The sequence below is a fragment of the Klebsiella sp. HMSC25G12 genome (genome assembly GCF_001807705.1).
Classification (GTDB): Bacteria; Pseudomonadota; Gammaproteobacteria; order Enterobacterales; family Enterobacteriaceae; genus Klebsiella; species Klebsiella variicola.
Window position 1 is genome coordinate 103,772 of sequence record NZ_KV789778.1, and the last position, 23,108, is coordinate 126,879.

Consider the following 23,108-nt stretch of genomic DNA (forward strand, 5'->3'; position numbering starts at 1 on the left):
CCTGATTAGTGGGGGGAGTGTTGTGCCAGATGGCAGGCGGCGAGGTAGCCAAACGTCAGCCCCGGGCCGAGGGTGATGCCGGGACCCGGGTAGGTGCCGGCCATCAGCGAATCCATGTCATTTCCCACCGCGTACAGCCCCGCGATGGGTTTTCCTTCCACGTTGACGACCTGTGCATCGGCGGTGGTGACCAGGCCCCGCGACGTTCCCAGATCGCCGGTATAGAGTTTGATGGCATAGAACGGCGCGCTGAGCAGGGGGGCGTTACAGGCGTCAGGCTGATGACCCGGATCGCCCATCGCCCGGTTATAGCTGTTGCCGCCTTTAGCAAATTCCCGATCCACGCCCTGCGCGGCGTCGCGGTTGTAGCGGGCAACCGTCTCGCTCAGCGTTTGGGCATCCAGACCAAGCTGTTGCGCCAGCGTCTCCAGGGTGTCGGCTTTGTACAGATAGCCGGCGGCGATCAGGGCGTCATTATTGACCGGCGCCGGGCGTGCCAGCCCGAGGCCGTAACGCTTCATCGCCTGGGCGTCGCAGAGTAAAAAGCAGGGGGCATTTTCCGTAGCGCGCTGCATCGCGCTGGCGAAATGGTGATAGGAGTTAGACTCGTTGACGAAGCGTACCGCCCGCTGATTGACGGCAATCACGCCCGGTTTGGCCCGGTCGGTTACCAGATGGGGGAAGCGCTCCTCGCTGCCGTCGGCCCGGGTCAGCACCGATACTGGCGCCCAGAAAAAGTTGGAGGCCCGATCGGCTCCCTCGCGAGCGTTAAGCGCCGCCGCGAGATGCAGCGCGGCGCCATCGTTGGCCGGCGGCGACATGGTGAAGTGTTCGCGGGTGTGTGGCCGATAGCGCGCCGCCAGCGCGCCCGCGGCAAAGCCGCCTGCGGCCAGCACCACCCCGCGGCGGGCGTGCAGCGTCTCTCTTTGCCCCTGATACTCAATCTCCACCCCGCGGACCGCGCCTTGCGCTTCGCACAGCGCCAGAACATTGACATTCAGCCGCAGGTTCATGCCTTTACGCAGCGCCGTTGTCGCCATGCGGGCTATCAGCGCATTGCCCATCGCCAGGCGGGTGCCGCGAGGGTACTTCACCCGGTCGCGGGCGTAGCGCAGCAGTAGCCGGGTGCAATGGGCCAGGGAGCGTAGCGAGCGCCGCATGTCGAGAAAATGTTGAATGTCGACGCGGTTGACCATCATCCCGCCAAACAGCAACATCCCCGGCGGCGGTGAACGCAGGTCGCGAAACGCGTCCCCCAGTTCACGACCGTCATACTCCACCACCTCCAGCGCACGACCGACGTCGACCGCGCCGGGTTCATCCGGATAGTAATCAGGGGAGAGCGGGCGCAGGCTATATTTCACCGCCCCCTCGCGCTCGAGAAAGGCCAGCGCCTCACGCCCGGCGCTAACAAACGCTTCGGCGAGATCTTCACGGTACTGGCTCTCGCCGATAATGGTCCGCAGGTAGGTTTTCATCGCCTCGGCGCTGCCGCTTTTACCCGCCGCACGCGCCTGATCGGTATCGTGCAGCCACACGGCGCCACCGGAGATAGCCGAGGTGCCGCCGAACTGGCCGGCTTTCTCCAGCATCAGCACCGACAGCCCTTTGCAGCTGGCGGTGACCGCGGCGGCAAAGCCAGCGGCGCCGCTGCCGATGACGATCACATCCCAGCTCTTCATGCTGCCGCTCCCTGCGCCGGCGGGATGGCGCCGATAAACTGGCCCATCAGCGTCATCTGCGCCAGCGCCATTTCCGGCCCGGTCTGCACCCGGCAGCCGCGGGCGGCGGCGAAAGTGAGCAACGGCGTCATCACCGGGGCGGTGACAACATCAGCCACGTGGGTGGCGCTGTCGAGCGTATCCAGCAGCGCCTGCGGCAGGGGCAGCTCATCAAATCCGGCCATGCCGGCCGGCGAGCCATTAACCAATAGATCGACGCCGTGAAGGGTGTCCGGCAGCGCGCTCAGTTGTACCGCCGGGAAGGCCTCAGCCAGAAGGTCATGCAGGCGTTGCCGGGTGGTCGGGTTTTGATCGTGCAGGGCCAGCTGACGGATCCCCGCCTCGCACAGTCCCCAGGCGATGGCGCTGCCGACGCCGCCGCAGCCGGAGAGCAGCGCCTGCTTACCTGCCGGCTGAAAACCCTGCGCCTCGGCGGCGAGCTGAAAGCCGACGCCGTCCAGCATATCGCCCTGCAAACGGCCATCCGCCAATTTGCGGATCACATTGATGGCGTTGAGTCGGCGGGCGCGGGGGGTGAGCTCGTCGACCAGCGCGGCGGCGCGCTGCTTATGCGGCACCGTCACCAGCACGCCGGTCATGTTCTGCCAGCCACGCAGAGCGTTGAGGTAGTCGACTACCGCGTCCGGGGCGATATCCACCGGGATCATGACGCTGTCCATGTGCTGTTCAGCAAAGTAGCGGTTGAAGTTATCCGGTGATTTGACCTGGGCGATCGGATGACCAATCACGGCGACAACCTGGGTAGTTCCACTGACCATTTCAAACCTCATTTGTTAAATTAATGTTGTGAAAGTATTTCAGTGGAAGCTGGGAGCGACAACGCAGAATTCGGACATGTCGGTTGTTAATCGCACGATCGCTGCGATAATCGCAGGAAATCGATAATGATGTTGCAAAAATGTGAGCGAATATGCAAAACACCATTCATCCACGCGATCTGATCGTCGGTTTACAAAAAGGGCTGGCGTTAATCCAGCTTTTTTCCAAAACCTGCCCAAAACTCACCGTCGCCCAGGCGGCGAAAATGAGCGGCCTGACGCAAAGCGCCGCGCGGCGTTTTCTGTTGACGCTGCTGCATGAGCGCTATCTGCAAACCGATGGGCGTTATTACTGGCTTACCCCGAAGACGCTGCGGCTTGGTCAGGCCTACGTCGATTCGGCGCAGTTTCCCCGCATGGTGTGGCCAATTGTCGAATACATCGCCAGCCGGACCGAGGAGCACGCCTCGGTAGGGGTGGTGGATGAAGATGAGCTGGTCTATATCGCCCGCAGCCGGCATACGCCATTTAACTCCACGTCGGTTCGGCTTGGGGAGCGGGTGCCCATCTTCTGTACCGCCGGGGGACGGTTATGGCTGGCTTCGCTGCCGGAAGCTGAGTGCGAGGCAGTTCTGCAGCGTATTACCCGGGAACAACGCACGCCCTATACGGTGACCGACGTCGCGTTGCTGATGGAGAAAATCGCCCAGGTGCGGCGCCAGGGTTATGCCACCATTGAACAGGAGTTTGAGATTGGCATGCTGGTGCTGGCGGTGCCGTTAACTGACAGGGAAGGAACCTGGTGGGGCGCGCTGAGTCTGACCAGCCATCAATCGCGCACATCGCTGGAAGCGTTATGTCACGACCATCTCGATCTGCTCTACAGCGCGCAGGCGATGCTGGTGAGCTAAACAGGGCAGCCGATGCGCTGCCCTCAAAGATGTTGCTTACGCCGACGCGTTGTTCAGGAAGCTGTTCCAGTTGCTGGCGGCGTTATCTACGAAGATGTTCCAGTTTTTGCCAGCGGTGAGGACAAAGTTTCCCCAGTTTTCGCTACCAGTGGTCACAAAGGTTTCCCAGTTTGACTGCCCGGTCAGGAAGGAACCAAACGCCATCGCGCTGTCGCCGACGAAGGAGGCAAACGCGCTGCCGGAGGTGAGAACAAAAGAGGTGAAGCCGACGCCCGAGTTGGCAACAAAGCTGGCGAAGCCGCTGGCCGCGCCGAACAGGTTAAAGCCACCGGAGATGTACTCCATTTCGTTTAGTGTTAACTCTTTCATTGCAATTCCTTGTAGTAATGATTTTCCAAATGGGTGGGTAAACCCGGTGCAAAAGGTAGCACTGCTGTCGTGCACAGCGCGAGTCAGGTCCGCTGTGTATTAGCTCATTTTTTCCTCATTTTTTGGCAGGAGAGCAGCGTAAACGGCCGGAAGAGGGGAGGGGAGTATGAAATGAGAAAGAAAGCGGTGAGGAAGCAGAAAAGAAAAAGCCCCGTAAAAACGGGGCTTTATATCGCACTGGAGTGGGAGATTATCTCACGTAAGCCAGCAGGCTATGTGAATCCGGCACCATAAAGTCAACGGACATCATCACGGACAGCGCGGTGATGGCGACGATGGAAAAGACGAACAGCTTACGCGCCCAGACTTTGTCATCGGCCACTTTATAGCCACGCAGCGCCATGCCCAGCCACCAGACGCTGACCGCTGCCGCCACGACCAGGTATTTATACCCGGCGTAGCCGCCCAACGAGAGCATCAGGGTCGCCACGGCAAAGGCAACGATGTACAGCGTAATATGGTTTTTGGCGACCGAAATGCCTTTCACCACCGGCAGCACCGGAATGTTCGCCGCCTGATAATCCTTAAAGCGGAAAATCGCGATGGCGTAGGAGTGAGGCATCTGCCACAGGCTAAAGATAGCCAGCAGGATCGCCGCACCGCTGTCGAAATCACCGGTGACCGCGCAGTAGCCAATCACCGGCGGCGCGGCGCCGGAGAGTGAGCCAATCAGCGTGCCATAGACGGAGTGGCGTTTCATGTACAGGCTGTAGACGCCGACATAAACCACGAACCCCATCACCCCCAGCCAGCAGGCCAGCGGATTTGCGCCGAACCACAGCAGCATGAAGCCAGCAATACCCAGCAAGGTGGCGTACACCAGCGAAGCTTCTGGCGAGATCAGCCCTTTGACCAGCACCCGGTTTTTCGTCCGTTCCATCTTACGATCGATGTCCCGGTCGATGTAGTTGTTGAATACACAACCCGAGGCGACCACCAGGGATACTCCAAGGAGCGTCCAGACGAACAGCGGATAGTCGATGTGGCCTTTGGAGGCCAACAGGAAACCGCCGATCACGGAGATCAGGTTGCCAAAAATAATGCCTGGTTTCGTTACTTGCAGGTATTGCTTAAACATACTCGCCGCTCTTAGTGCATCATCATGTTGTAGTTCAGGTTCCACATAATCCAGATGGAGCCGACAACCACGATCGCAATGATGATTACGGTGAAGATAAATGCGGTCAGGTTCCAGCCTTCATCGGACTTGCTGTTCATATGCAGGAAGTACACGAGGTGTACCACGATCTGCACCACAGCGGTCACCAGAATGGTGCCAAGGATAACCGCATGCGAGGCGGAGCCACTCATCACCATGGCGAACGGAATGACCGTCAGGATGATGGACAGGATAAATCCTGTCATGTAGCTCTTCACGCTGCCGTGAGAAGCGCCGCTATGATCGGTAGAATGACTCATTACATCGCCCCCATCAGATAGACAACCGAGAACACGCAGATCCACACGACGTCCAGGAAGTGCCAGAACAGGCTCAGGCACAGGATACGCGTGCGGTTAGTGCTAGTCAGGCCACGACGTGAAACCTGGAACATCAGCACCGCCATCCAGATAAGGCCAGAGGTCACGTGCAGACCGTGGGTGCCGACCAGCGCGAAGAACGCCGACAGGAAACCGCTACGATCCGGACCGAAGCCTTCCATGATCAGGTGATGGAATTCATAGATTTCCATCCCGATAAAGCCAGCGCCAAACAACCAGGTCAACGCCAGCCAGGAAACCACCTGGCTCTTGTTGTTTTTGTACATGGCGATAGCCGCCATGCCGTAGGTGATGGAGCTGAACAGCAGCAGTGCGGTTTCAACCAGAACGAACGGCAGTTCGAAAATATCTTTGCCCGTCGGTCCGCCGGCTGTGCCGTTCACCAGAACGGCATAGGTAGCAAACAGCGTAGCGAAGATGATGCAGTCGCTCATCAGGTAGATCCAGAAACCGAATACCTTCATCGGTCCTGTATCATGGTGCCCGTGTTCATGCGCGTGGGCAGTATGCGCAAGAGTATCAGTTGCCATTTTTCAGCCCTGCTTTGTTAATCTCATCGAAATGCTGTTTTTCCAGTTTTTCGACTTCTGCAACCGGTACGTAGTAATCCACGTCCTCGTCAAAGCTCTTAATAATCCAGGTCGCTACGATGCCGATGAAGCTGGCAATCGCCATCCACCAGATATGCCAGATCATGGCGAAACCAAATACCGTAGCGAAGGCGGCAATGACGATGCCGGCGCCGCTGTTTTTCGGCATATGAATTTCTTCATAGTGAGCAGGCTGTTTGTACGCTTCACCTTTCTCTTTCATTTCCCAGAAGGCATCACGCTCGTGAACCTGAGGAACGATAGCGAAGTTATAGAACGGCGGTGGAGAAGAGGTTGCCCACTCCAGCGTACGACCACCCCATGGGTCACCGGTCAGGTCACGGTTCTGATCGCGGTCGCGAATAGACACGTAGAACTGAATCAGCTGGCACAGGATACCGCAGGCGATCAGCGCTGCACCGCAAGCTGCAACAACCAGCATCGGGTGGAACTGCGGATCGATCTGCTGGCTCAGACGACGGGTCATACCCATGAAGCCCAGCACGTACAGCGGCATAAACGCCACGAAGAAGCCGATGATCCAGAACCAGAAAGCGCGTTTGCCCCAGGTTTCGTTCAGGGTGAAGCCAAAGGCTTTCGGCCACCAGTAGGTCAGGCCTGCGAAGCAACCGAATACCACGCCGCCGATGATAACGTTATGGAAGTGCGCGATCAGGAACAGGCTGTTGTGCAGAACGAAGTCCGCGCCCGGTACCGCCAGCAGCACGCCGGTCATCCCACCTACGGAGAAGGTCACGATAAAGCCGATAGTCCACATCATCGCCGAGTTGAAGACGATGCGACCCTGATACATGGTGAACAGCCAGTTGAAGATCTTAACCCCGGTCGGGATCGCGATAATCATGGTAGTAATACCGAAGAAGGCGTTTACGTTCGCGCCGGCACCCATGGTGAAGAAGTGGTGCAGCCAAACGATGAACGACAGAACGGTAATACAGACGGTTGCCCACACCAGAGAGGTGTAACCGAACAGACGCTTACGCGAGAAGGTCGCGGCGATTTCGGAGAAGACCCCGAACACCGGCAGAACCAGGATGTACACTTCCGGGTGACCCCAGGCCCAAATCAGGTTGATGTACATCATCATGTTGCCACCCATATCGTTGGTAAAGAAATGGGTGCCCAGGTAACGATCCAGGGTCAGCAGCGCGATGGTGACGGTCAGAATTGGGAAAGAGGCGATAATCAGGATGTTAGCGCACAGAGATGCCCAGGAGAATACCGGCATCTTGAACATGGTCATGCCCGGGGCGCGCATCTTGATAATGGTCACGAAGAAGTTAATACCGGTCAGGGTAGTACCGATACCGGAGAGCTGCAGCGCCCAAATCCAGTAATCGACCCCTACGCCAGGACTGTATTCAATTCCCGACAGCGGCGGATAGGCCAGCCAACCGGTCTGTGCGAACTCACCGACGCCCAGAGACAGGTTAACCAGAATCACGCCCACAACGGTGAACCAGAAGCTCAGGTTGTTGAGGAACGGGAAGGCCACGTCGCGCGCGCCGAGCTGAAGCGGAACCACCAGGTTCATCAGACCGATAACGAACGGCATCGCCACGAAGAAGATCATGATAACGCCGTGGGCGGTAAAGATCTGATCGTAGTGATGAGGTGGCAGGAAGCCTGCTTCCCCGGCCGAGGCCAGCACCTGCTGGCTACGCATCATAACGGCATCAGCAAAGCCACGCAGCAGCATGACGATTGCCACGATAACGTACATGATACCAAGACGTTTGTGGTCGACAGAAGTCAGCCACTCGTTCCACAGGTAGGACCACTTACCGAAGTAAGTGATGGCAGCCAGAAGCGCCAGTCCCCCAATGATAATCGCAGCCACCGTAACCACGATAATGGGTTCGTGGTAGGGCACTGCATCCAGTGTAAGTTTTCCGAACATCGTTTTCTTCCTCGGCCCCTTAGTGAGCGGTTTCCGCGTGGCTCATGTCCATGCCTTCCATCCCGTCGTGAGCAGCGTGCTCGCCTTCAGGTTTGGACATGTTCATGCTCTCGTGAGACATGAATTTGTTCACAACATCTTTGAACAGATCCGGCTTCACGTTAGAGAAGTATTCCACTTTGTTGTATTCGCTAGGCACAGCCACTTTATCGAACGCGGCCATGGAGTCCATGGAGTTCGGCGACTGTTTGGCTTTTTCAACCCACTGATCGAAGGTTGCACGATCCGGAGTAGCAATCGCTTTGAACTTCATACCTGAGAAGCCCGGGCCACTGTAGCTAGCGGAGATACCGTCATAAGTACCAGCTTCGTCAGCAATGAGGTGCAGTTGAGTCTGCATCCCGGCCATTGCGTAAATCTGGCTACCTAAGCGCGGAATGAAGAACGAGTTCATCACCGAGTTAGAGGTCACTTTGAAGTGTACCGGTACGTTCGCCGGGAAGGCGATTTCGTTAACGGTAGCAATACCCTGTTCCGGATAGATAAAGAACCATTTCCAGTCCATCGAAACGACTTCGATGGTGATTGGTTTCTCGTCGTGGGCAAGCGGTTTGCTTGGCTCCAGTGCGTGAGTGGTTTTCCAGGTCAGAACGGCCAGGAACAGGATGATCAGAATAGGTACCGTCCAGACCACAGCTTCCACTTTGTTGGAGTGTGACCAGTTCGGGCTATACTTCGCATCTTTATTGCTCGCGCGATACTTCCAGGCAAATCCTACTGCCATCAAGACGGCGGGAATAACGACAATCATCATCAGGCCGAAGGCCGTCAGAATCAAAGAGCGTTGCTCCAGTCCAATCTGTCCTTTTGGGTCAAGGAGTGCAGAATCACAACCACTGAGTAATACAGTACTTGCGATTAATGACATCCATCCCAAACTTTTATTGTATTTCCTGAGTCTCATTGAACGACCTCAATTCCACGGGATCTGGTGGCGTTTAAAGTGTACGGGCATTTTACGGTAAGGTTGCATTACTGTAAACATGATTGGATCTCTGTCAGTTCTGTGTTAGCGGCTTCTGCTTGGTTTGTCACATATGTTACGTAGTGTTACGTAATCGCTTGCAAAGCCTGATTTTCGTGGGATTGATAACGAAAGGGATAAGAAAAGGAGTACTTAGCGGCGAATGGGCATAACCACCCAAAAATTAGAACAATTGTTTAACATTTAATTATCAAATAAAAGACATTGTGAAAACCTAAAATAAAATCGCCGTAGCTGAATCGGTTAAATTATTTAAAGAATCGAATGAAAACTGTCAATAATTTCCAGAAATCAAAAACGCACAAAACAACAAATAGCGCGGCGGGCAATATAAAAGCGTTAATAAGCCGTTATAATTACGTTTCGTAATTACAACGGCTAATAATGATGCAGCTTCCTTAAATCAGGCGAGTTTTACGCAGCGCCAGGTAGTCGAGCAGACCGCCGAACAAAATACCGCCCACCGCAGTCAGCGCCGCAACCTCCAGCAGACCGGACAGGAAAGAGAAGGCAGTGTAATCCAGGGCGTTCATGATCAGCAGTACCAGCCATACCGCCAGCAGCAGGCAGCCCAGCGCCAGAATCCTTAACGCCAGCGCATAGGCTTGCGGGTATTCGCTTCGCGGCATAAAGCTTGCTGTGCGTTGGGTATGCTCAAGCGTTTGCCGGCACAGCAGCAGCAGGGCAATCCCCGGCACCGCCGCGACGACCGAGAAGAGATAGAACGTCGACCAGCCGTGGGCCTCGACAAACCAGCCGGCGATCGGCCCAACGTACACGCGGCCGACCGCGGACAGCGCAGAGAGCAGCGCGAACTGGGTAGCGGAAAAGGATTTATTGCACAGCGTCATCAGCAGCGCGACAAACGCCGCCGTCCCCATTCCCCCGCACAGGTTTTCAAAGAACACGGCGGTTGCCATGGAATAGAGGTGCTTATCGGTAATCGACAGCAGCCAGTAGCCAGCGTTGGAGACCCCCTGCAGCACACCGAAGATCAGCAGCGCCCGAAACAGCGTCAGCCGCTGCATCAGGACCCCGCCGTACAGGGCGCCGAGAATGGTGGCAAACAGGCCTAAGGTTTTGTTCACCATCCCCACTTCGCCGGCGTCAAAACCGACGCCGCGGATGAGGAAGGTGGTGGTCAGGCTCATGGCAAACGCATCGCCCAGCTTATAAAGGACGATGAGCAGCAGAATCAGCCAGGCGTTATTGCGACCGAAAAAATCGCGCAGCGGTTCGGCGACCGCCTGCTCCAGCGATCTGGGAACCGGGATAACGTCGCTCGGCTCGGGCGCCAGCAGTGTGGCGATGATGCACGGCACCAGCAGCGCCGCCATCAGCCAGTACATCCCCTGCCAGCCGAGATAGCGGTCGGCAAGCCACAGTGCCAGCCCCCCGGATACCAGCATCCCGAGGCGATAACCCAGCACGCTGATCGCGGCGCCAGCGCCGCGCTCTTCCGCTGGCAGAACGTCGGTTTTCCAGGCGTCGAACACAATATCCTGTGACGCCGAGCAGAAGGCGATCACCACCGCCAGCGCCGCCATCCAGCGGAGCTGGGAGACAGGCTCAAGAAAGCCCATCGCCGCGATAGCCAGCAGGAGCAGGACCTGGGTAGTCAGCAGCCAACCGCGACGACGTCCAAGAAACGGCGGCGTATAGCGGTCCATTAGCGGGGACCAGAGAAATTTAAAGACATAGGCCTGGCCGACGAGTGAGAAAAAACCGATCGTTTTCAGATCGATATTTTCCACTGTCATCCAGGCCTGCAGGGTACCGGAGGTGAGGGCCAGCGGCAGGCCTGAGGCGAAACCGAGGATCAGCAAAATCGCTGATTTCGGCTGTTGAAAAATGCGTAAGTAGTGACTGGACATAGCATAAAGCACGAACCCGGCCGCGGCCGGGTTCGTGGTGGCATTAACGCGCGTTTTGCTTGATGAAATCGTGGATGCTGGTGTCCTGCGCCATATCGGCGATGGTATCGGTCAGGACGCTGTTGACGGCATCAGCGATGTTCTTGTTCGAGGCCTGGAAGGCGCCTTCAACGGAATAGCTGGCGCGGTAGTTTTTGGTCATCTTCGTGCCGTTTGCCGCGGTGGCGATGATGGCGATATCGGCTTTCGTGGCGATGTTGTAGCGCACGTTGCCCTGGGAGACGTCAGCGTAGAGTTTATTGACAATAATCTGCAGATCGACCGCACCGTTCGGGCCAATCATGTAGCCGCGAGCGGTCATCTGTTTCTCCAGCACTTCCTGCAGCAGGAAGCGCAGATCGCGCGAGGCGGTGAGGGTGACCTGCTGATTGTCGCGCGTGACTTTCGCCAGCGCCTGGTCCGGACGCTGATCGGCGCCGTTGATGCTGACGGTCACGCCCATCAGGCTCGGATCCTGCTGCGGCAGCGTGATTTTCGGCGATACTTCAATGGTGGTCGGCGGCGTGGCGCATCCTGCCAGCATAAACATGGCGACCAACGGGAAAAGGATCTTCTTAAGCATGTTCAGGTCTCAACGCATGGTGTTGTTATAAGGAAAATTACCGCCATCATAGCATTGCCAACGGCAAGGGGAAGTGGCAACGCGTGTAAATCCATCGCCCTGGCGGTTTTCTGAGCGTCCCGCCACGGTTAATCGCTCTTTCCCCGGCGGATCTGGCGACCAGAGCCAGTAAACGTGATACTTTTGAATGAAAATATCAGAACAATGCTAATTTTTTGTTGTTTTCTCCTAATGGAAGCGGTAAAAGCGGCTAACATTTAAATGGAGTGGCGGCATCTCAGCGTTGTCGGAGGAGAAAATTCATGATGATACGTGAACAGATCGAAGCAAAACTTAGAGCAGCGTTCGACCCGATGTATCTCGAAGTCGTGGATGAAAGTTATCGTCACAACGTCCCAGCGGGCTCTGAAAGTCATTTTAAAGTGGTGTTAGTGAGCGATCGCTTCACTGGCGAGCGTTTCCTCAATCGCCACCGTATGATCTACGGCACGCTAACCGAGGAGCTGTCGAATACGGTGCATGCCCTGGCGCTGCACACCTACACGATAAAAGAGTGGGAAGCATTACAGGATACGGTTTTCGCCTCGCCGCCTTGCCGCGGTGCGGGGAGTATCGCCTAGAAATCCCATTTGCAACCGCTGGCGCTTTTCCAGTATGTTGCTTGCAGATTTAGCAAAAACGGCCTACGGGCCGTTTTGTTTTGCCTGGAAAATGCGCAAAGTGAGCGCTTTTGCGGACAAATTTGACCGGGAAATGTGAAAAATGCCGCAGCAGTGGGCGACAACCGTTCTCGACTCACAAAAGTGATGCCGCTATAATGCCGCGTCTTATATATGAATGTCTTCGGGATGATTCTGACGACAGGGAATGTGTTTCTGATTTGAAGAGGGCATCCCGGTTCTGCGAAGCCACCTACACGCGCTTCCAGAGTTGACCGAGCACTGTGATTTTTTTGAGGTAACAAGATGCAAGTTTCAGTTGAAACCACTCAGGGCCTTGGGCGCCGTGTAACGATTACTATCGCCGCTGACAGCATCGAGAATGCTGTCAAAAGCGAGCTGGTCAACGTAGCGAAAAAAGTTCGCATTGACGGCTTCCGTAAAGGCAAAGTGCCGATGAATGTTGTTGCTCAGCGTTATGGCGCATCCGTTCGCCAGGACGTGCTGGGCGACCTGATGAGCCGTCATTTCGTTGACGCGATCATCAAAGAGAAAATCAATCCGGCCGGTGCGCCGAACTACGTTCCGGGCGAATACAAACTGGGCGAAGACTTCACCTACGCGGTAGAGTTCGAAGTGTATCCGGAAGTTGAACTGCAGGGTCTGGACGCAATCGAAGTTGAAAAACCGGTTGTTGAAGTGACCGACGCTGACGTTGACACCATGCTGGAAACCCTGCGCAAACAGCAGGCGACCTGGAAAGACAAAGACGGCGCCGTTGACGCTGAAGATCGCGTCACTATCGACTTCACCGGTTCCGTAGACGGCGAAGAGTTCGAAGGCGGCAAAGCCTCTGACTTCGTACTGGCGATGGGCCAGGGTCGCATGATCCCGGGCTTCGAAGATGGTATCAAAGGCCACAAAGCGGGCGAAGAGTTCACCATCGACGTGACCTTCCCGGAAGAATACCACGCAGAAAACCTGAAAGGTAAAGCGGCTAAGTTCGTTATCAACCTGAAAAAAGTTGAAGAGCGTGAACTGCCGGAGCTGACTGAAGAATTCATCAAACGTTTCGGCGTGGAAGATGGTTCCGTCGCTGGCCTGCGCGCTGAAGTGCGTAAAAACATGGAGCGCGAGCTGAAAGGCGCTGTGCGTAACCGCGTGAAGTCTCAGGCTATCGAAGGTCTGGTTAAAGCCAACGAGATCGACGTTCCGGCTGCCCTGATTGACAGCGAAATCGACGTGCTGCGTCGTCAGGCTGCTCAGCGTTTCGGTGGCAACGAGAAACAGGCTCTGGAACTGCCGCGCGAGCTGTTCGAAGAGCAGGCTAAACGCCGCGTTGTTGTCGGTCTGCTGCTGGGCGAAGTGATTCGCACCAATGAGCTGAAAGCTGACGAAGAGCGCGTGAAAGGCCTGATCGAAGAGATGGCTTCTGCGTACGAAGATCCGTCAGAAGTGGTTGAGTTCTACAGCAAGAACAAAGAGCTGATGGACAACATGCGCAACGTGGCGCTGGAAGAGCAGGCTGTTGAAGCTGTGCTGGCGAAAGCCAAAGTGTCTGAAAAAGCCACTTCCTTCAACGAACTGATGAACCAGCAGGCGTAATTTCGCCGCGATTGTTTAAGGTTCGAGCAAAAACCCGTTGCCGAAAGGCGGCGGGTTTTTTTTTAAGATAATGATAGCCTCAGGCACGGTGCTAAAACGCATTTACCATGATAGCGTTACAGCAAAAGCTTGTTATGCTTGAAATATGGCAACACCATCCCCATTACCGGGGGAGGCAACTGCATCCGCTATCGCACGCGTGTTGAAGAGGCGGTGACGCGTTCAGCGGATAGAAACTGTGGCTGATAATCCGTCCGTAAGGTTACAATCAGTGCAGCAGGTATTTTAAAATTACTCCAGGAGACGGAAATGTCATACAGTGGCGAACGAGACAACTTTGCACCCCATATGGCCCTGGTGCCGATGGTCATTGAACAGACCTCACGCGGTGAACGTTCTTTTGATATCTACTCCCGTCTGCTTAAGGAACGCGTCATTTTTCTGACCGGCCAGGTCGAAGACCACATGGCAAACCTGATCGTGGCGCAGATGCTGTTTCTGGAAGCGGAAAACCCGGAAAAAGACATTTACCTGTACATTAACTCTCCGGGCGGGGTGATCACCGCCGGGATGTCGATTTATGACACCATGCAGTTCATCAAGCCGGATGTCAGCACCATTTGTATGGGGCAGGCCGCTTCTATGGGCGCGTTTCTGCTGACCGCCGGGGCGAAAGGCAAGCGCTTCTGCCTGCCGAACTCCCGCGTGATGATCCACCAGCCGCTGGGCGGCTATCAGGGACAGGCGACGGATATTGAGATCCACGCCCGTGAAATCCTGAAGGTGAAAGGACGCATGAATGAGCTGATGGCGCATCATACCGGCCAGTCTCTTGAGCAGATTGAGCGTGACACCGAGCGTGACCGCTTCCTCTCCGCTGCGGAAGCCGTGGAGTACGGGCTGGTCGATTCTATTTTGACCCATCGTAATTGATGCCCGAGGCGTAAGGGTGCCGCTTTACGCTTCATCCTTCTCGCCGCGATTTTTCGGGTGGTTGGTATTTTTTCGGACGCTTGCCGGTCAGGCTTGCGGCCGGAGGCTTTGCCACCGCCTCGATGTAGCGCGAAGGATTTTGTGTATATACTAATGAAGGGCGGCACAACGCTATATGGCGGCTTGCGCCTGAGAATGGCATTTGCGTCGTCGTGTGCGGCACAAAGAACTTAAAAAGAGGTTTGGACTCATGACAGATAAACGCAAAGATGGATCGGGCAAATTGTTGTATTGCTCTTTTTGCGGCAAAAGCCAGCATGAAGTGCGTAAGCTGATCGCCGGGCCATCCGTGTATATCTGCGACGAATGCGTTGATTTATGTAACGACATCATTCGCGAAGAGATTAAAGAAGTTGCGCCGCACCGCGAGCGCAGCGCGTTGCCGACGCCGCACGAGATTCGCCACCACCTTGATGACTATGTCATCGGTCAGGAACAGGCGAAGAAAGTGTTGGCGGTCGCGGTATACAACCACTACAAACGTCTGCGCAATGGCGATACCAGCAATGGCGTAGAGCTGGGTAAAAGTAACATTCTGCTGATCGGGCCGACCGGTTCCGGTAAAACGCTGTTGGCGGAAACGCTGGCGCGCCTGCTGGATGTGCCGTTTACCATGGCAGACGCCACCACCCTGACCGAAGCGGGTTATGTGGGTGAGGACGTCGAAAATATCATTCAGAAACTGCTGCAGAAGTGCGACTACGACGTGCAGAAAGCGCAGCGCGGCATCGTTTATATCGACGAAATCGACAAAATTTCGCGTAAATCCGATAACCCGTCGATTACCCGCGACGTCTCCGGCGAAGGCGTACAGCAGGCGTTGCTGAAGCTTATCGAAGGCACCGTCGCCGCCGTTCCACCGCAGGGCGGGCGTAAACATCCGCAGCAAGAGTTCCTGCAGGTTGATACCTCCAAGATCCTGTTTATCTGCGGCGGCGCGTTCGCCGGCCTGGACAAAGTGATTTCCCACCGTGTTGAAACCGGCTCCGGCATTGGTTTTGGCGCGACGGTAAAAGCGAAGTCCGACAAAGCGAGCGAAGGCGAGCTGCTGGCCCAGGTCGAGCCGGAAGATCTGATCAAGTTTGGTCTGATCCCGGAATTCATTGGCCGTCTGCCGGTGGTGGCGACCCTGAATGAGCTGAGCGAAGAAGCCCTGATCCAGATCCTGAAAGAGCCGAAAAATGCCCTGACCAAGCAGTATCAGGCGCTGTTTAGCCTTGAGGGCGCAGAGCTTGAATTCCGCGACGAAGCGCTGGACGCCATCGCCAAGAAAGCGATGGCGCGTAAAACCGGCGCCCGCGGTCTGCGCTCGATTGTGGAAGCGGCGCTGCTGGATACCATGTATGACCTGCCTTCGATGGATGATGTCGAGAAAGTGGTCATTGATGAGTCGGTTATCGAAGGTCAGAGCAAACCGCTGCTGATCTACGGCAAACCGGAAGCCCAACAGGCATCTGGTGAATAATTAACCATTTCACTCAAGCAGTTAACAAAAAGGGGGGATTTTATCTCCCCTTTTATTTTTCCTGCATTCCCGCCGTTGAATGTGTGGAATACATCCCCATATACTGGATTACATATTAACGACGATGCAGTGGAGTATGGCGTCGTCGGCTACCTGGCGGACTTTAAACTAAGAGAGAGCTCTATGAATCCTGAGCGTTCTGAACGCATTGAAATCCCCGTATTGCCATTGCGCGATGTGGTGGTTTATCCGCACATGGTCATACCCCTGTTCGTAGGGCGGGAAAAATCTATTCGTTGCCTCGAAGCGGCCATGGACCATGATAAAAAAATCATGCTGGTTGCGCAGAAAGAAGCGTCGACGGATGAGCCGGGTGTAAACGATCTTTTCACCGTTGGAACCGTGGCGTCTATTTTGCAGATGCTGAAGCTGCCGGACGGCACCGTGAAGGTGCTGGTCGAAGGGCTGCAGCGTGCACGTATTTCTGCGCTGTCTGATAATGGCGAACATTTCTCGGCGAAAGCGGAGTATCTCGACTCGCCGGCGATTGACGAACGCGAGCAGGAAGTGCTGGTTCGCACCGCTATCAGCCAGTTTGAAGGCTATATCAAGCTGAACAAAAAGATCCCACCGGAAGTGCTGACGTCGCTGAACAGCATCGACGATCCGGCACGCCTGGCGGATACCATCGCGGCGCACATGCCGCTGAAGCTGGCTGACAAGCAGTCTGTGCTTGAGATGTCCGACGTCAACGAACGTCTGGAATATCTGATGGCGATGATGGAATCGGAAATCGATCTGCTGCAGGTTGAGAAGCGCATTCGCAACCGCGTCAAAAAGCAGATGGAGAAATCCCAGCGCGAGTACTATCTGAACGAGCAAATGAAAGCGATTCAGAAAGAACTCGGCGAGATGGACGACGCCCCGGACGAAAACGAAGCGCTGAAGCGTAAGATCGACGCGGCGAAAATGCCGAAAGAGGCGAAAGAAAAAACCGAAGCGGAACTGCAGAAGCTGAAGATGATGTCGCCGATGTCTGCGGAAGCGACCGTCGTGCGTGGCTACATCGACTGGATGGTGCAGGTGCCGTGGAACGCGCGCAGTAAGGTCAAAAAAGACCTGCGCCAGGCCCAGGAGATCCTTGATACCGATCACTATGGCCTGGAGCGCGTGAAGGATCGCATCCTTGAATATCTCGCGGTGCAGAGCCGGGTGAACAAAATCAAGGGGCCAATCCTCTGTCTGGTGGGACCGCCGGGGGTAGGTAAAACCTCGTTAGGTCAATCCATCGCCAAAGCAACCGGACGTAAATACGTACGTATGGCGTTAGGTGGCGTGCGCGATGAAGCGGAAATTCGCGGTCATCGTCGGACCTATATTGGCTCGATGCCGGGCAAACTGATCCAGAAAATGGCGAAAGTGGGGGTGAAAAACCCGTTGTTCCTGCTGGATGAGATTGACAAAATGTCTTCCGACATGCGCGGCGACCCGGCTTCTGCGTTGCTTGAGGTGCTGGATCCGGAACAGAACGTGGCCTTTAACGACCACTATCTGGAAGTGGATTACGATCTCAGCGATGTGATGTTCGTGGCGACGTCTAACTCCATGAACATTCCGGCGCCGCTGCTGGACCGTATGGAAGTGATTCGCCTCTCCGGTTACACCGAAGATGAAAAGCTGAACATCGCCAAGCGTCACCTGCTGCCGAAGCAGATCGAACGTAACGCGCTGAAGAAAGGCGAGCTGACCGTCGACGATAGTGCCATTATCGGCATTATTCGTTACTACACGCGTGAAGCGGGGGTTCGTAGCCTGGAGCGTGAAATCTCAAAGCTGTGCCGTAAAGCCGTTAAACAGCTGCTGCTGGATAAATCGCTGAAACACATCGAGATTAACGGTGAGAATCTGCATGATTATCTCGGCGTGCAGCGCTTTGACTATGGCCGTGCCGATAGCGAGAACCGCGTCGGTCAGGTGACCGGTCTGGCGTGGACGGAGGTGGGGGGCGATCTGCTGACCATCGAAACCGCCTGCGTACCAGGCAAAGGCAAGCTGACCTACACCGGTTCGCTGGGTGAGGTAATGCAGGAATCGATTCAGGCTGCGCTGACCGTGGTGCGTTCGCGGGCGGACAAACTGGGCATTAACGCCGACTTCTACGAGAAGCGTGATATTCACGTCCACGTCCCGGAAGGGGCGACGCCGAAGGATGGTCCTAGCGCGGGTATTGCCATGTGTACGGCGCTGGTCTCCTGCCTGACCGGTAACCCGGTACGCGCTGATGTGGCGATGACCGGTGAAATCACTCTGCGTGGTCAGGTGCTGCCGATCGGCGGTCTGAAGGAAAAACTGCTGGCGGCGCATCGCGGCGGCATTAAGACTGTTCTGATTCCTGATGAGAACAAACGCGACCTTGAAGAAATTCCAGATAACGTTATCGCCGATTTGGATATCCATCCGGTGAAACGAATCGAGGAAGTTCTGACACTTGCGCTGCAGAACGAACCGTTCGGCATGCAGGTTGTGACCGCGAAATAGTGATTCTGCGCAAATTGCGCTAATAAAAATAGGGCTGGTAAGTCATTTCGGACTTGCCAGCCTTTTTTTGTGTAGCTAACTTAGATCGCTGGCAGGGGGGTCATCGACAACTGCTGTTGTAAGGGCATGACAGTCCTGATATAACTGCTGCGCGGTCGCACTATGAAGGACTCAGGTGCGATATAAATTATAAAGAGAGGAAGAGAACAGTGAATAAATCTCAACTGATTGACAAAATTGCTGCGGGTGCGGACATTTCTAAAGCTGCAGCTGGACGTGCGTTAGATGCTTTAATCGCTTCTGTTACTGAATCTCTGCAGGCTGGGGATGACGTTGCGCTGGTAGGTTTTGGTACCTTTGCTGTTAAAGAACGTGCCGCCCGTACTGGTCGCAACCCACAAACAGGTAAAGAAATTACTATCGCTGCCGCAAAAGTGCCGGGCTTCCGTGCTGGTAAAGCGCTGAAAGACGCGGTGAACTGATCGGCTTTCCCGTCAGGGAATGTGACGAAGTACAAGGGCGCATCGTGAGATGTGCCTTTTTTATTGCCTTTTCAGACCACTTTATGTGTGTTTATCGCCACTTGTGGGCTGACAATCACCCTGTTTTCTTGTCAAAATACGTCCTCACGCGCGGCGGCCATCACGTGCTATGCTGCGCGAGCTAAAGTCATCTACAGCGGAGCGTTGTTACACCATGATGGACAACCTACGCACGGCCGCCAACAGCGTCGTGCTCAAGATTATTTTCGGTATCATTATCGTCTCGTTCATTTTGACCGGGGTGAGTGGTTACCTGATTGGCGGTGGCAAAAACTATGCCGCAAAAGTGAATGGCCAGGAGATTGGCCGTGGGCAGTTTGAAAATGCCGTCGCCAGCGAACGTAACCGTATGCAGCAGCAGCTTGGCGACCAGTTCTCCGAGCTGGCGGCGAACGAAAACTACATGAAAACCATGCGCCAGCAGGTGCTGAACCGCCTGATCGATGAATCGCTTCTGGATCAGTATGCCCGCGAGCTGGGCCTCAGCATCAGCGATGAGCAGGTGAAGCAGGCGATCTTCCAGACCCAGGCTTTCCAGACGAACGGTAAGTTCGACAACCAGCGTTTCAGCGGTATTGTCGCCCAGATGGGGATGACCACCGATCAGTACGCTCAGGCGCTGCGTAACCAGCTGACCACACAGCAGCTGATTAACGCCATTGCGGGTACCGACTTCATGCTGCCGGGTGAGTCCGATCAGCTGGCGGCGCTGGTGTCTCAGCAGCGTGTCGTCCGCGAAGCGACCATCAACGTGAATGCCCTGGCGGCAAAACAGACGGCCAGCGATGAGGAAATCAACGCTTTCTGGCAGCAGAATCAGGCCCGTTTTATGGCGCCGGAGCAGTTCCGCGTCAGCTATATCAAAATGGATGCCGCCAGCATGCAGGAGAGCGCCTCTGACGAAGAGATTCAGTCATGGTACGACCAGCATAAGGATCAGTTCACTCAGCCGCAGCGCAACCGCTACAGCGTGATTCAGACCAAAACGGAAGCCGATGCGAAAGCGGTGCTGGCCGAGCTGCAAAAAGGGGCAGATTTCGCCACGCTGGCGAAAGAAAAATCGACCGATATTATCTCTGCCCGCAACGGCGGCGATATGGGGTGGATGGAAGAGGCCTCTACGGTGCCAGAGCTGAAAGATGCCGGGCTGAAAGAGAAAGGCCAGCTGTCTGGCGTGATCAAATCCTCGGTTGGCTTCCTGGTGGCCCGTCTGGACGACGTCCAGCCGGCGCAGGTGAAGCCGCTGGCTGACGTGCGTAATGACATTGCGGCGAAAGTGAAGCAGGAAAAAGCGCTGGATGCTTACTACGCGCTGCAGCAGAAGGTGAGCGATGCGGCCAGCAACGATAATGAATCGCTGGCGGGCGCGGCGCAGGTCGCCGGACTGAAGGTGGTGGAAACCGGCTGGTTTGGCCGCGATAACCTGCCGGAAGAGCTGAACTTTAAACCGGTCGCTGACGCTATCTTCAACGGCGGTCTGGTGGGTGAGAACGGCGCGCCGGGCAGCAACTCCGACATCATTACCGTTGACGGCGATCGCGCATTTGTTCTGCGCATCAGCGAGCACAAAGCCGAGGCGGTGAAGCCGCTGGCTGAAGTGAAGGCGCAGGTTAGCGATATCGTTAAGCACAATAAAGCGGAACAGCAGGCGAAACTGGACGCCGACAAGCTGCTGGCGGCGCTGAAAGACGGCAAAGGCGATGAAGCGATGAAGGCGGCTGGCCTGAGCTTTGGCGCGCCGCAGACGCTTTCCCGTACCGGCCAGGATCCGCTGAGCCAGCTGGCATTCACTCTGCCGCTGCCGCAGCAGGGCAAACCGGTCTACGGCGTTGGCAGCAATATGCAAGGCGATGTGGTGCTGGTGGCGCTGGATGAAGTGAAAGCAGGCAACATGCCGGAAGAGCAGAAGAAGGCCATGGTTCAGGGGATTACCCAGAACAATGCCCAAATCGCTTTCGAAGCGCTGATGAGCAACCTGCGCAAGGCGGCGAAAATTAAGCTGGGCGACAGCATCGACCAGCAGCAGTAATTTCGCGTCGTCTCGCAAAAATGAGCAACATGATGTAATCCTCAAGGGCCGCTTTCGCGGCCCTTTCCATTTCTGTGATTTGCCTTTTGTCGGCCATCCGCACTGACGCTATCGTAACCTTGCTGTCTACACACAAGGAGATATCAGCATGAAATATGGAATAAAAACACTGATGGCCGCGGGCGTTCTGGTTTTCGCGGTAGGCGTACAGGGCGCGCTGGCGGCACCCGCCAGCGGTAAAGCGGCGGTGAATAAAGAAAATGTGCAGGCGACCGCTTCGGCGAAGGCGGAAGCGGTGCCCGGCGACACCGACAACGGGGCGACAAAAGTCAGCATTAACCACGCCAGCGCCGAACAGCTGGCGCAGGCGTTGAATGGCGTAGGGTTGAAAAAAGCCCAGGCCATTGTCAGCTACCGCGAAGAGTACGGGCCGTTCAAAACCCTCGATGATCTGAAGCAGGTCCCGGGAATGGGGAGCGCGTTGGTGGAGCGCAATTTAGCCCATCTGACGCTGTAAATTTTATGCCAGACCTTGCACAGCGGTGATTTTTTGCCAGGATAAAGAGGTTGCATCAAGTGGTGTGACCTCTTACCTCACAAACAACAATAACAGAAAGGCATTAGTGCTATGCAGACACAAATTAAAGTTCGCGGCTATCATCTGGACGTCTACCAGCATGTGAACAACGCACGTTACCTGGAGTTCCTTGAGGAAGCCCGCTGGGACGGCCTGGAAAACAGCCCCGCGTTTCAGTGGATGATGGAGAAAAACATCGCCTTCGTGGTGGTGAATATCAATATTAACTACCGTCGTCCGGCGGTGCTGGGCGATGTGCTGACAGTGAGCAGCAAACTGGAGCAACTCAACGGCAAAAGCGGCACCCTTAGTCAGGTGGTCACCCTCAACCCCAATGGCGAAGTGGTAGCCGATGCGCTGATTACCTTTGTCTGTATCGATTTGAAGACCCAGAAGGCGCTGCCACTGGAAGGGGAGTTGCGTGAGAAACTTGACCAGATGAACTTGCGCTAACAACCGACGTGCGAGTGACGGGCCCACGGCAGGTGATGAACCCGTAGCCCCGGTAAGCGTCGCGCTACCGGGGAATTTGAGTCAAAGCTCCGGTAAATCGCGCCCCGGAGGCTATGCCTGTGCCAGCCCGGTTTTTTGCTTCATCACCGCCATTACGCCAACCTTGTCCCCCAGATACTGGTTGAGTCCGTTTGCGCGCAGGTTACAGGCGGCGCACTGGCCGCAGCCATCGCCCTTAATGCCGTTGTAGCAGGTGAGGGTTTCCTGGCGCACCAGATCCAGCTGACCCCAGAAGTCGGCAAGCGCCCAGGTCTCGGCTTTATTCAGCCACATCAGCGGCGTCTCAAAGCGAATGTCTTTCGCCATCCCAAGGCTGACGGCGTGGTGCAGCGCTTTGACAAACTCATCGCGACAGTCCGGGTAGCCGGAGAAGTCGGTCTCGCACACGCCGGTGATGATGGCTTCGGCTTTCACCTGATAGGCGTAGATTGCCGTCAGGGTTAAAAACAGAATATTGCGCCCGGGGACAAAGGTGTTGGGAATGCCCTCGGCATCAGGCTGATAGTCCGGTACCGGAATGTTATCGCGGGTCAGGCTGCTGACTGCCAGTTCGTTGAGCAGAGTGACGTCCAGCACTTTATGCGCGACGGCGCCCAGTTTCAGGGCGAGTTCGCGCGCAACGTCGATTTCCGCGCGGTGGCGTTGGCCATAATCAAAAGTGACGCAATGCACTTCATCATACTGTTGCAGAGCCTGCACCAGACAGGTGGTTGAATCTTGTCCTCCGCTGAAGACAACTACGGCGCGTTTCATGGCAATTCCTGACTAAATGAGTAAAGGCGCTATGGTAGCGCC

At 55.7% G+C, this 23,108-nt stretch carries 21 protein-coding genes; 10 read left to right on the forward strand and 11 right to left on the reverse strand.

Going from position 1 to position 23,108, the window contains the following annotated elements:
* Window positions 1–5: 5 nt before the first annotated feature.
* Window positions 6–1,682: an FAD-dependent oxidoreductase gene (locus HMPREF3096_RS00510; RefSeq protein WP_032729440.1), complete on the reverse strand. Its 1,677-nt coding sequence runs from the start codon at window positions 1,680–1,682 to the stop codon at window positions 6–8.
* Entirely contained in the window at window positions 1,679–2,500 is an 822-nt protein-coding gene (locus HMPREF3096_RS00515; protein ID WP_012542692.1) for a shikimate dehydrogenase family protein, read from the reverse strand. Before HMPREF3096_RS00515 ends, HMPREF3096_RS00510 begins: the two co-directional genes overlap by 4 nt.
* Before the next feature lie 152 nt (window positions 2,501–2,652).
* Here HMPREF3096_RS00515 and HMPREF3096_RS00520 point away from each other — a divergent pair, with 152 nt between their 5' ends.
* Entirely contained in the window at window positions 2,653–3,411 is a 759-nt protein-coding gene (locus tag HMPREF3096_RS00520; protein WP_032729441.1) for an IclR family transcriptional regulator domain-containing protein, read from the forward strand.
* A gap of 36 nt (window positions 3,412–3,447) precedes the next feature.
* On the opposite strand, the gene HMPREF3096_RS00525 is transcribed toward HMPREF3096_RS00520, so the two are convergent.
* The 8 genes from HMPREF3096_RS00525 to HMPREF3096_RS00560 form a co-directional block, all read right to left on the reverse strand.
* Window positions 3,448–3,780 carry a hypothetical protein gene (locus HMPREF3096_RS00525; protein ID WP_004177255.1) on the reverse strand — a complete coding sequence of 111 codons (333 nt, stop codon included), beginning with the start codon at window positions 3,778–3,780 and terminating at the stop codon, window positions 3,448–3,450.
* 250 nt (window positions 3,781–4,030) lie between these two features.
* Window positions 4,031–4,918, reverse strand: a complete 888-nt coding sequence (cyoE, locus tag HMPREF3096_RS00530) for a heme o synthase (RefSeq protein WP_002891629.1) — start codon at window positions 4,916–4,918, stop codon at window positions 4,031–4,033.
* 11 nt (window positions 4,919–4,929) lie between these two features.
* Window positions 4,930–5,259, reverse strand: a complete 330-nt coding sequence (locus HMPREF3096_RS00535) for a cytochrome o ubiquinol oxidase subunit IV (protein WP_002891634.1) — start codon at window positions 5,257–5,259, stop codon at window positions 4,930–4,932.
* The gene (locus HMPREF3096_RS00540) at window positions 5,259–5,870 is read right to left on the reverse strand and encodes a cytochrome o ubiquinol oxidase subunit III (protein ID WP_002891635.1); all 612 of its coding nucleotides are present in this window, start codon (window positions 5,868–5,870) and stop codon (window positions 5,259–5,261) included. Before HMPREF3096_RS00540 ends, HMPREF3096_RS00535 begins: the two co-directional genes overlap by 1 nt.
* The gene (cyoB, locus tag HMPREF3096_RS00545) at window positions 5,860–7,851 is read right to left on the reverse strand and encodes a cytochrome o ubiquinol oxidase subunit I (RefSeq protein ID WP_012542690.1); all 1,992 of its coding nucleotides are present in this window, start codon (window positions 7,849–7,851) and stop codon (window positions 5,860–5,862) included. The genes HMPREF3096_RS00540 and cyoB overlap by 11 nt, the downstream gene beginning before the upstream one ends.
* 19 nt (window positions 7,852–7,870) lie before the next feature.
* Entirely contained in the window at window positions 7,871–8,815 is a 945-nt protein-coding gene (gene cyoA, locus HMPREF3096_RS00550) for a cytochrome o ubiquinol oxidase subunit II (protein WP_008805398.1), read from the reverse strand.
* A gap of 479 nt (window positions 8,816–9,294) precedes the next feature.
* Entirely contained in the window at window positions 9,295–10,770 is a 1,476-nt protein-coding gene (gene ampG / locus HMPREF3096_RS00555; RefSeq protein ID WP_012542689.1) for a muropeptide MFS transporter AmpG, read from the reverse strand.
* Window positions 10,771–10,813: 43 nt separating this feature from the next.
* On the reverse strand, window positions 10,814–11,392 hold the full coding sequence (locus HMPREF3096_RS00560; protein ID WP_004204800.1) for a lipoprotein: 579 nt from the start codon (window positions 11,390–11,392) through the stop codon (window positions 10,814–10,816).
* A gap of 302 nt (window positions 11,393–11,694) precedes the next feature.
* Here HMPREF3096_RS00560 and bolA point away from each other — a divergent pair, with 302 nt between their 5' ends.
* The 9 genes from bolA (at window position 11,695) to HMPREF3096_RS00605 (ending at window position 22,253) form a co-directional block, all read left to right on the forward strand.
* A complete protein-coding gene (gene bolA, locus HMPREF3096_RS00565; protein WP_002891649.1) occupies window positions 11,695–12,012 on the forward strand; it encodes a transcriptional regulator BolA in 318 nt (105 codons plus the stop codon).
* A gap of 345 nt (window positions 12,013–12,357) precedes the next feature.
* Entirely contained in the window at window positions 12,358–13,656 is a 1,299-nt protein-coding gene (gene tig, locus HMPREF3096_RS00570) for a trigger factor (RefSeq protein ID WP_008805401.1), read from the forward strand.
* 309 nt (window positions 13,657–13,965) lie between these two features.
* Window positions 13,966–14,589 (forward strand): ATP-dependent Clp endopeptidase proteolytic subunit ClpP, encoded by a 624-nt coding sequence (clpP, locus tag HMPREF3096_RS00575; RefSeq protein ID WP_002891804.1) that lies wholly within the window; start codon window positions 13,966–13,968, stop codon window positions 14,587–14,589.
* A gap of 250 nt (window positions 14,590–14,839) precedes the next feature.
* The gene (gene clpX / locus HMPREF3096_RS00580; protein WP_008805402.1) at window positions 14,840–16,114 is read left to right on the forward strand and encodes an ATP-dependent protease ATP-binding subunit ClpX; all 1,275 of its coding nucleotides are present in this window, start codon (window positions 14,840–14,842) and stop codon (window positions 16,112–16,114) included.
* 183 nt (window positions 16,115–16,297) lie between these two features.
* Window positions 16,298–18,652 carry an endopeptidase La gene (gene lon / locus HMPREF3096_RS00585; protein WP_004151336.1) on the forward strand — a complete coding sequence of 785 codons (2,355 nt, stop codon included), beginning with the start codon at window positions 16,298–16,300 and terminating at the stop codon, window positions 18,650–18,652.
* A 209-nt stretch (window positions 18,653–18,861) separates the two neighbouring features.
* A complete protein-coding gene (gene hupB, locus HMPREF3096_RS00590) occupies window positions 18,862–19,134 on the forward strand; it encodes a nucleoid-associated protein HU-beta (RefSeq protein WP_002444653.1) in 273 nt (90 codons plus the stop codon).
* Window positions 19,135–19,348: 214 nt separating this feature from the next.
* Window positions 19,349–21,223 carry a peptidylprolyl isomerase gene (ppiD, locus tag HMPREF3096_RS00595; protein ID WP_012968827.1) on the forward strand — a complete coding sequence of 625 codons (1,875 nt, stop codon included), beginning with the start codon at window positions 19,349–19,351 and terminating at the stop codon, window positions 21,221–21,223.
* A gap of 148 nt (window positions 21,224–21,371) precedes the next feature.
* A complete protein-coding gene (locus HMPREF3096_RS00600; RefSeq protein WP_008805404.1) occupies window positions 21,372–21,740 on the forward strand; it encodes a helix-hairpin-helix domain-containing protein in 369 nt (122 codons plus the stop codon).
* A gap of 111 nt (window positions 21,741–21,851) precedes the next feature.
* The gene (locus HMPREF3096_RS00605; protein WP_008805405.1) at window positions 21,852–22,253 is read left to right on the forward strand and encodes a YbgC/FadM family acyl-CoA thioesterase; all 402 of its coding nucleotides are present in this window, start codon (window positions 21,852–21,854) and stop codon (window positions 22,251–22,253) included.
* A gap of 111 nt (window positions 22,254–22,364) precedes the next feature.
* Here HMPREF3096_RS00605 and queC read toward each other — a convergent pair whose 3' ends face one another.
* A complete protein-coding gene (gene queC / locus HMPREF3096_RS00610) occupies window positions 22,365–23,066 on the reverse strand; it encodes a 7-cyano-7-deazaguanine synthase QueC (protein ID WP_008805406.1) in 702 nt (233 codons plus the stop codon).
* Window positions 23,067–23,108 lie beyond the last annotated feature (42 nt).

Excerpts from the sequence above, each read along its gene's own strand:
- HMPREF3096_RS00510 (WP_032729440.1), bottom strand. The coding sequence starts at position 1,682 with ATGAAGAGCTGGGATGTGATCGTCATCGGCAGCGGCGCCGCTGGCTTT.
- HMPREF3096_RS00515 (WP_012542692.1), bottom strand. The coding sequence starts at position 2,500 with ATGGTCAGTGGAACTACCCAGGTTGTCGCCGTGATTGGTCATCCGATC.
- HMPREF3096_RS00520 (WP_032729441.1), top strand. The coding sequence starts at position 2,653 with ATGCAAAACACCATTCATCCACGCGATCTGATCGTCGGTTTACAAAAA.
- HMPREF3096_RS00525 (WP_004177255.1), bottom strand. The coding sequence starts at position 3,780 with ATGAAAGAGTTAACACTAAACGAAATGGAGTACATCTCCGGTGGCTTT.
- cyoE (WP_002891629.1), bottom strand. The coding sequence starts at position 4,918 with ATGTTTAAGCAATACCTGCAAGTAACGAAACCAGGCATTATTTTTGGC.
- HMPREF3096_RS00535 (WP_002891634.1), bottom strand. The coding sequence starts at position 5,259 with ATGAGTCATTCTACCGATCATAGCGGCGCTTCTCACGGCAGCGTGAAG.
- HMPREF3096_RS00540 (WP_002891635.1), bottom strand. The coding sequence starts at position 5,870 with ATGGCAACTGATACTCTTGCGCATACTGCCCACGCGCATGAACACGGG.
- cyoB (WP_012542690.1), bottom strand. The coding sequence starts at position 7,851 with ATGTTCGGAAAACTTACACTGGATGCAGTGCCCTACCACGAACCCATT.
- cyoA (WP_008805398.1), bottom strand. The coding sequence starts at position 8,815 with ATGAGACTCAGGAAATACAATAAAAGTTTGGGATGGATGTCATTAATC.
- ampG (WP_012542689.1), bottom strand. The coding sequence starts at position 10,770 with ATGTCCAGTCACTACTTACGCATTTTTCAACAGCCGAAATCAGCGATT.
- HMPREF3096_RS00560 (WP_004204800.1), bottom strand. The coding sequence starts at position 11,392 with ATGCTTAAGAAGATCCTTTTCCCGTTGGTCGCCATGTTTATGCTGGCA.
- bolA (WP_002891649.1), top strand. The coding sequence starts at position 11,695 with ATGATGATACGTGAACAGATCGAAGCAAAACTTAGAGCAGCGTTCGAC.
- tig (WP_008805401.1), top strand. The coding sequence starts at position 12,358 with ATGCAAGTTTCAGTTGAAACCACTCAGGGCCTTGGGCGCCGTGTAACG.
- clpP (WP_002891804.1), top strand. The coding sequence starts at position 13,966 with ATGTCATACAGTGGCGAACGAGACAACTTTGCACCCCATATGGCCCTG.
- clpX (WP_008805402.1), top strand. The coding sequence starts at position 14,840 with ATGACAGATAAACGCAAAGATGGATCGGGCAAATTGTTGTATTGCTCT.
- lon (WP_004151336.1), top strand. The coding sequence starts at position 16,298 with ATGAATCCTGAGCGTTCTGAACGCATTGAAATCCCCGTATTGCCATTG.
- ppiD (WP_012968827.1), top strand. The coding sequence starts at position 19,349 with ATGATGGACAACCTACGCACGGCCGCCAACAGCGTCGTGCTCAAGATT.
- HMPREF3096_RS00600 (WP_008805404.1), top strand. The coding sequence starts at position 21,372 with ATGAAATATGGAATAAAAACACTGATGGCCGCGGGCGTTCTGGTTTTC.
- HMPREF3096_RS00605 (WP_008805405.1), top strand. The coding sequence starts at position 21,852 with ATGCAGACACAAATTAAAGTTCGCGGCTATCATCTGGACGTCTACCAG.
- queC (WP_008805406.1), bottom strand. The coding sequence starts at position 23,066 with ATGAAACGCGCCGTAGTTGTCTTCAGCGGAGGACAAGATTCAACCACC.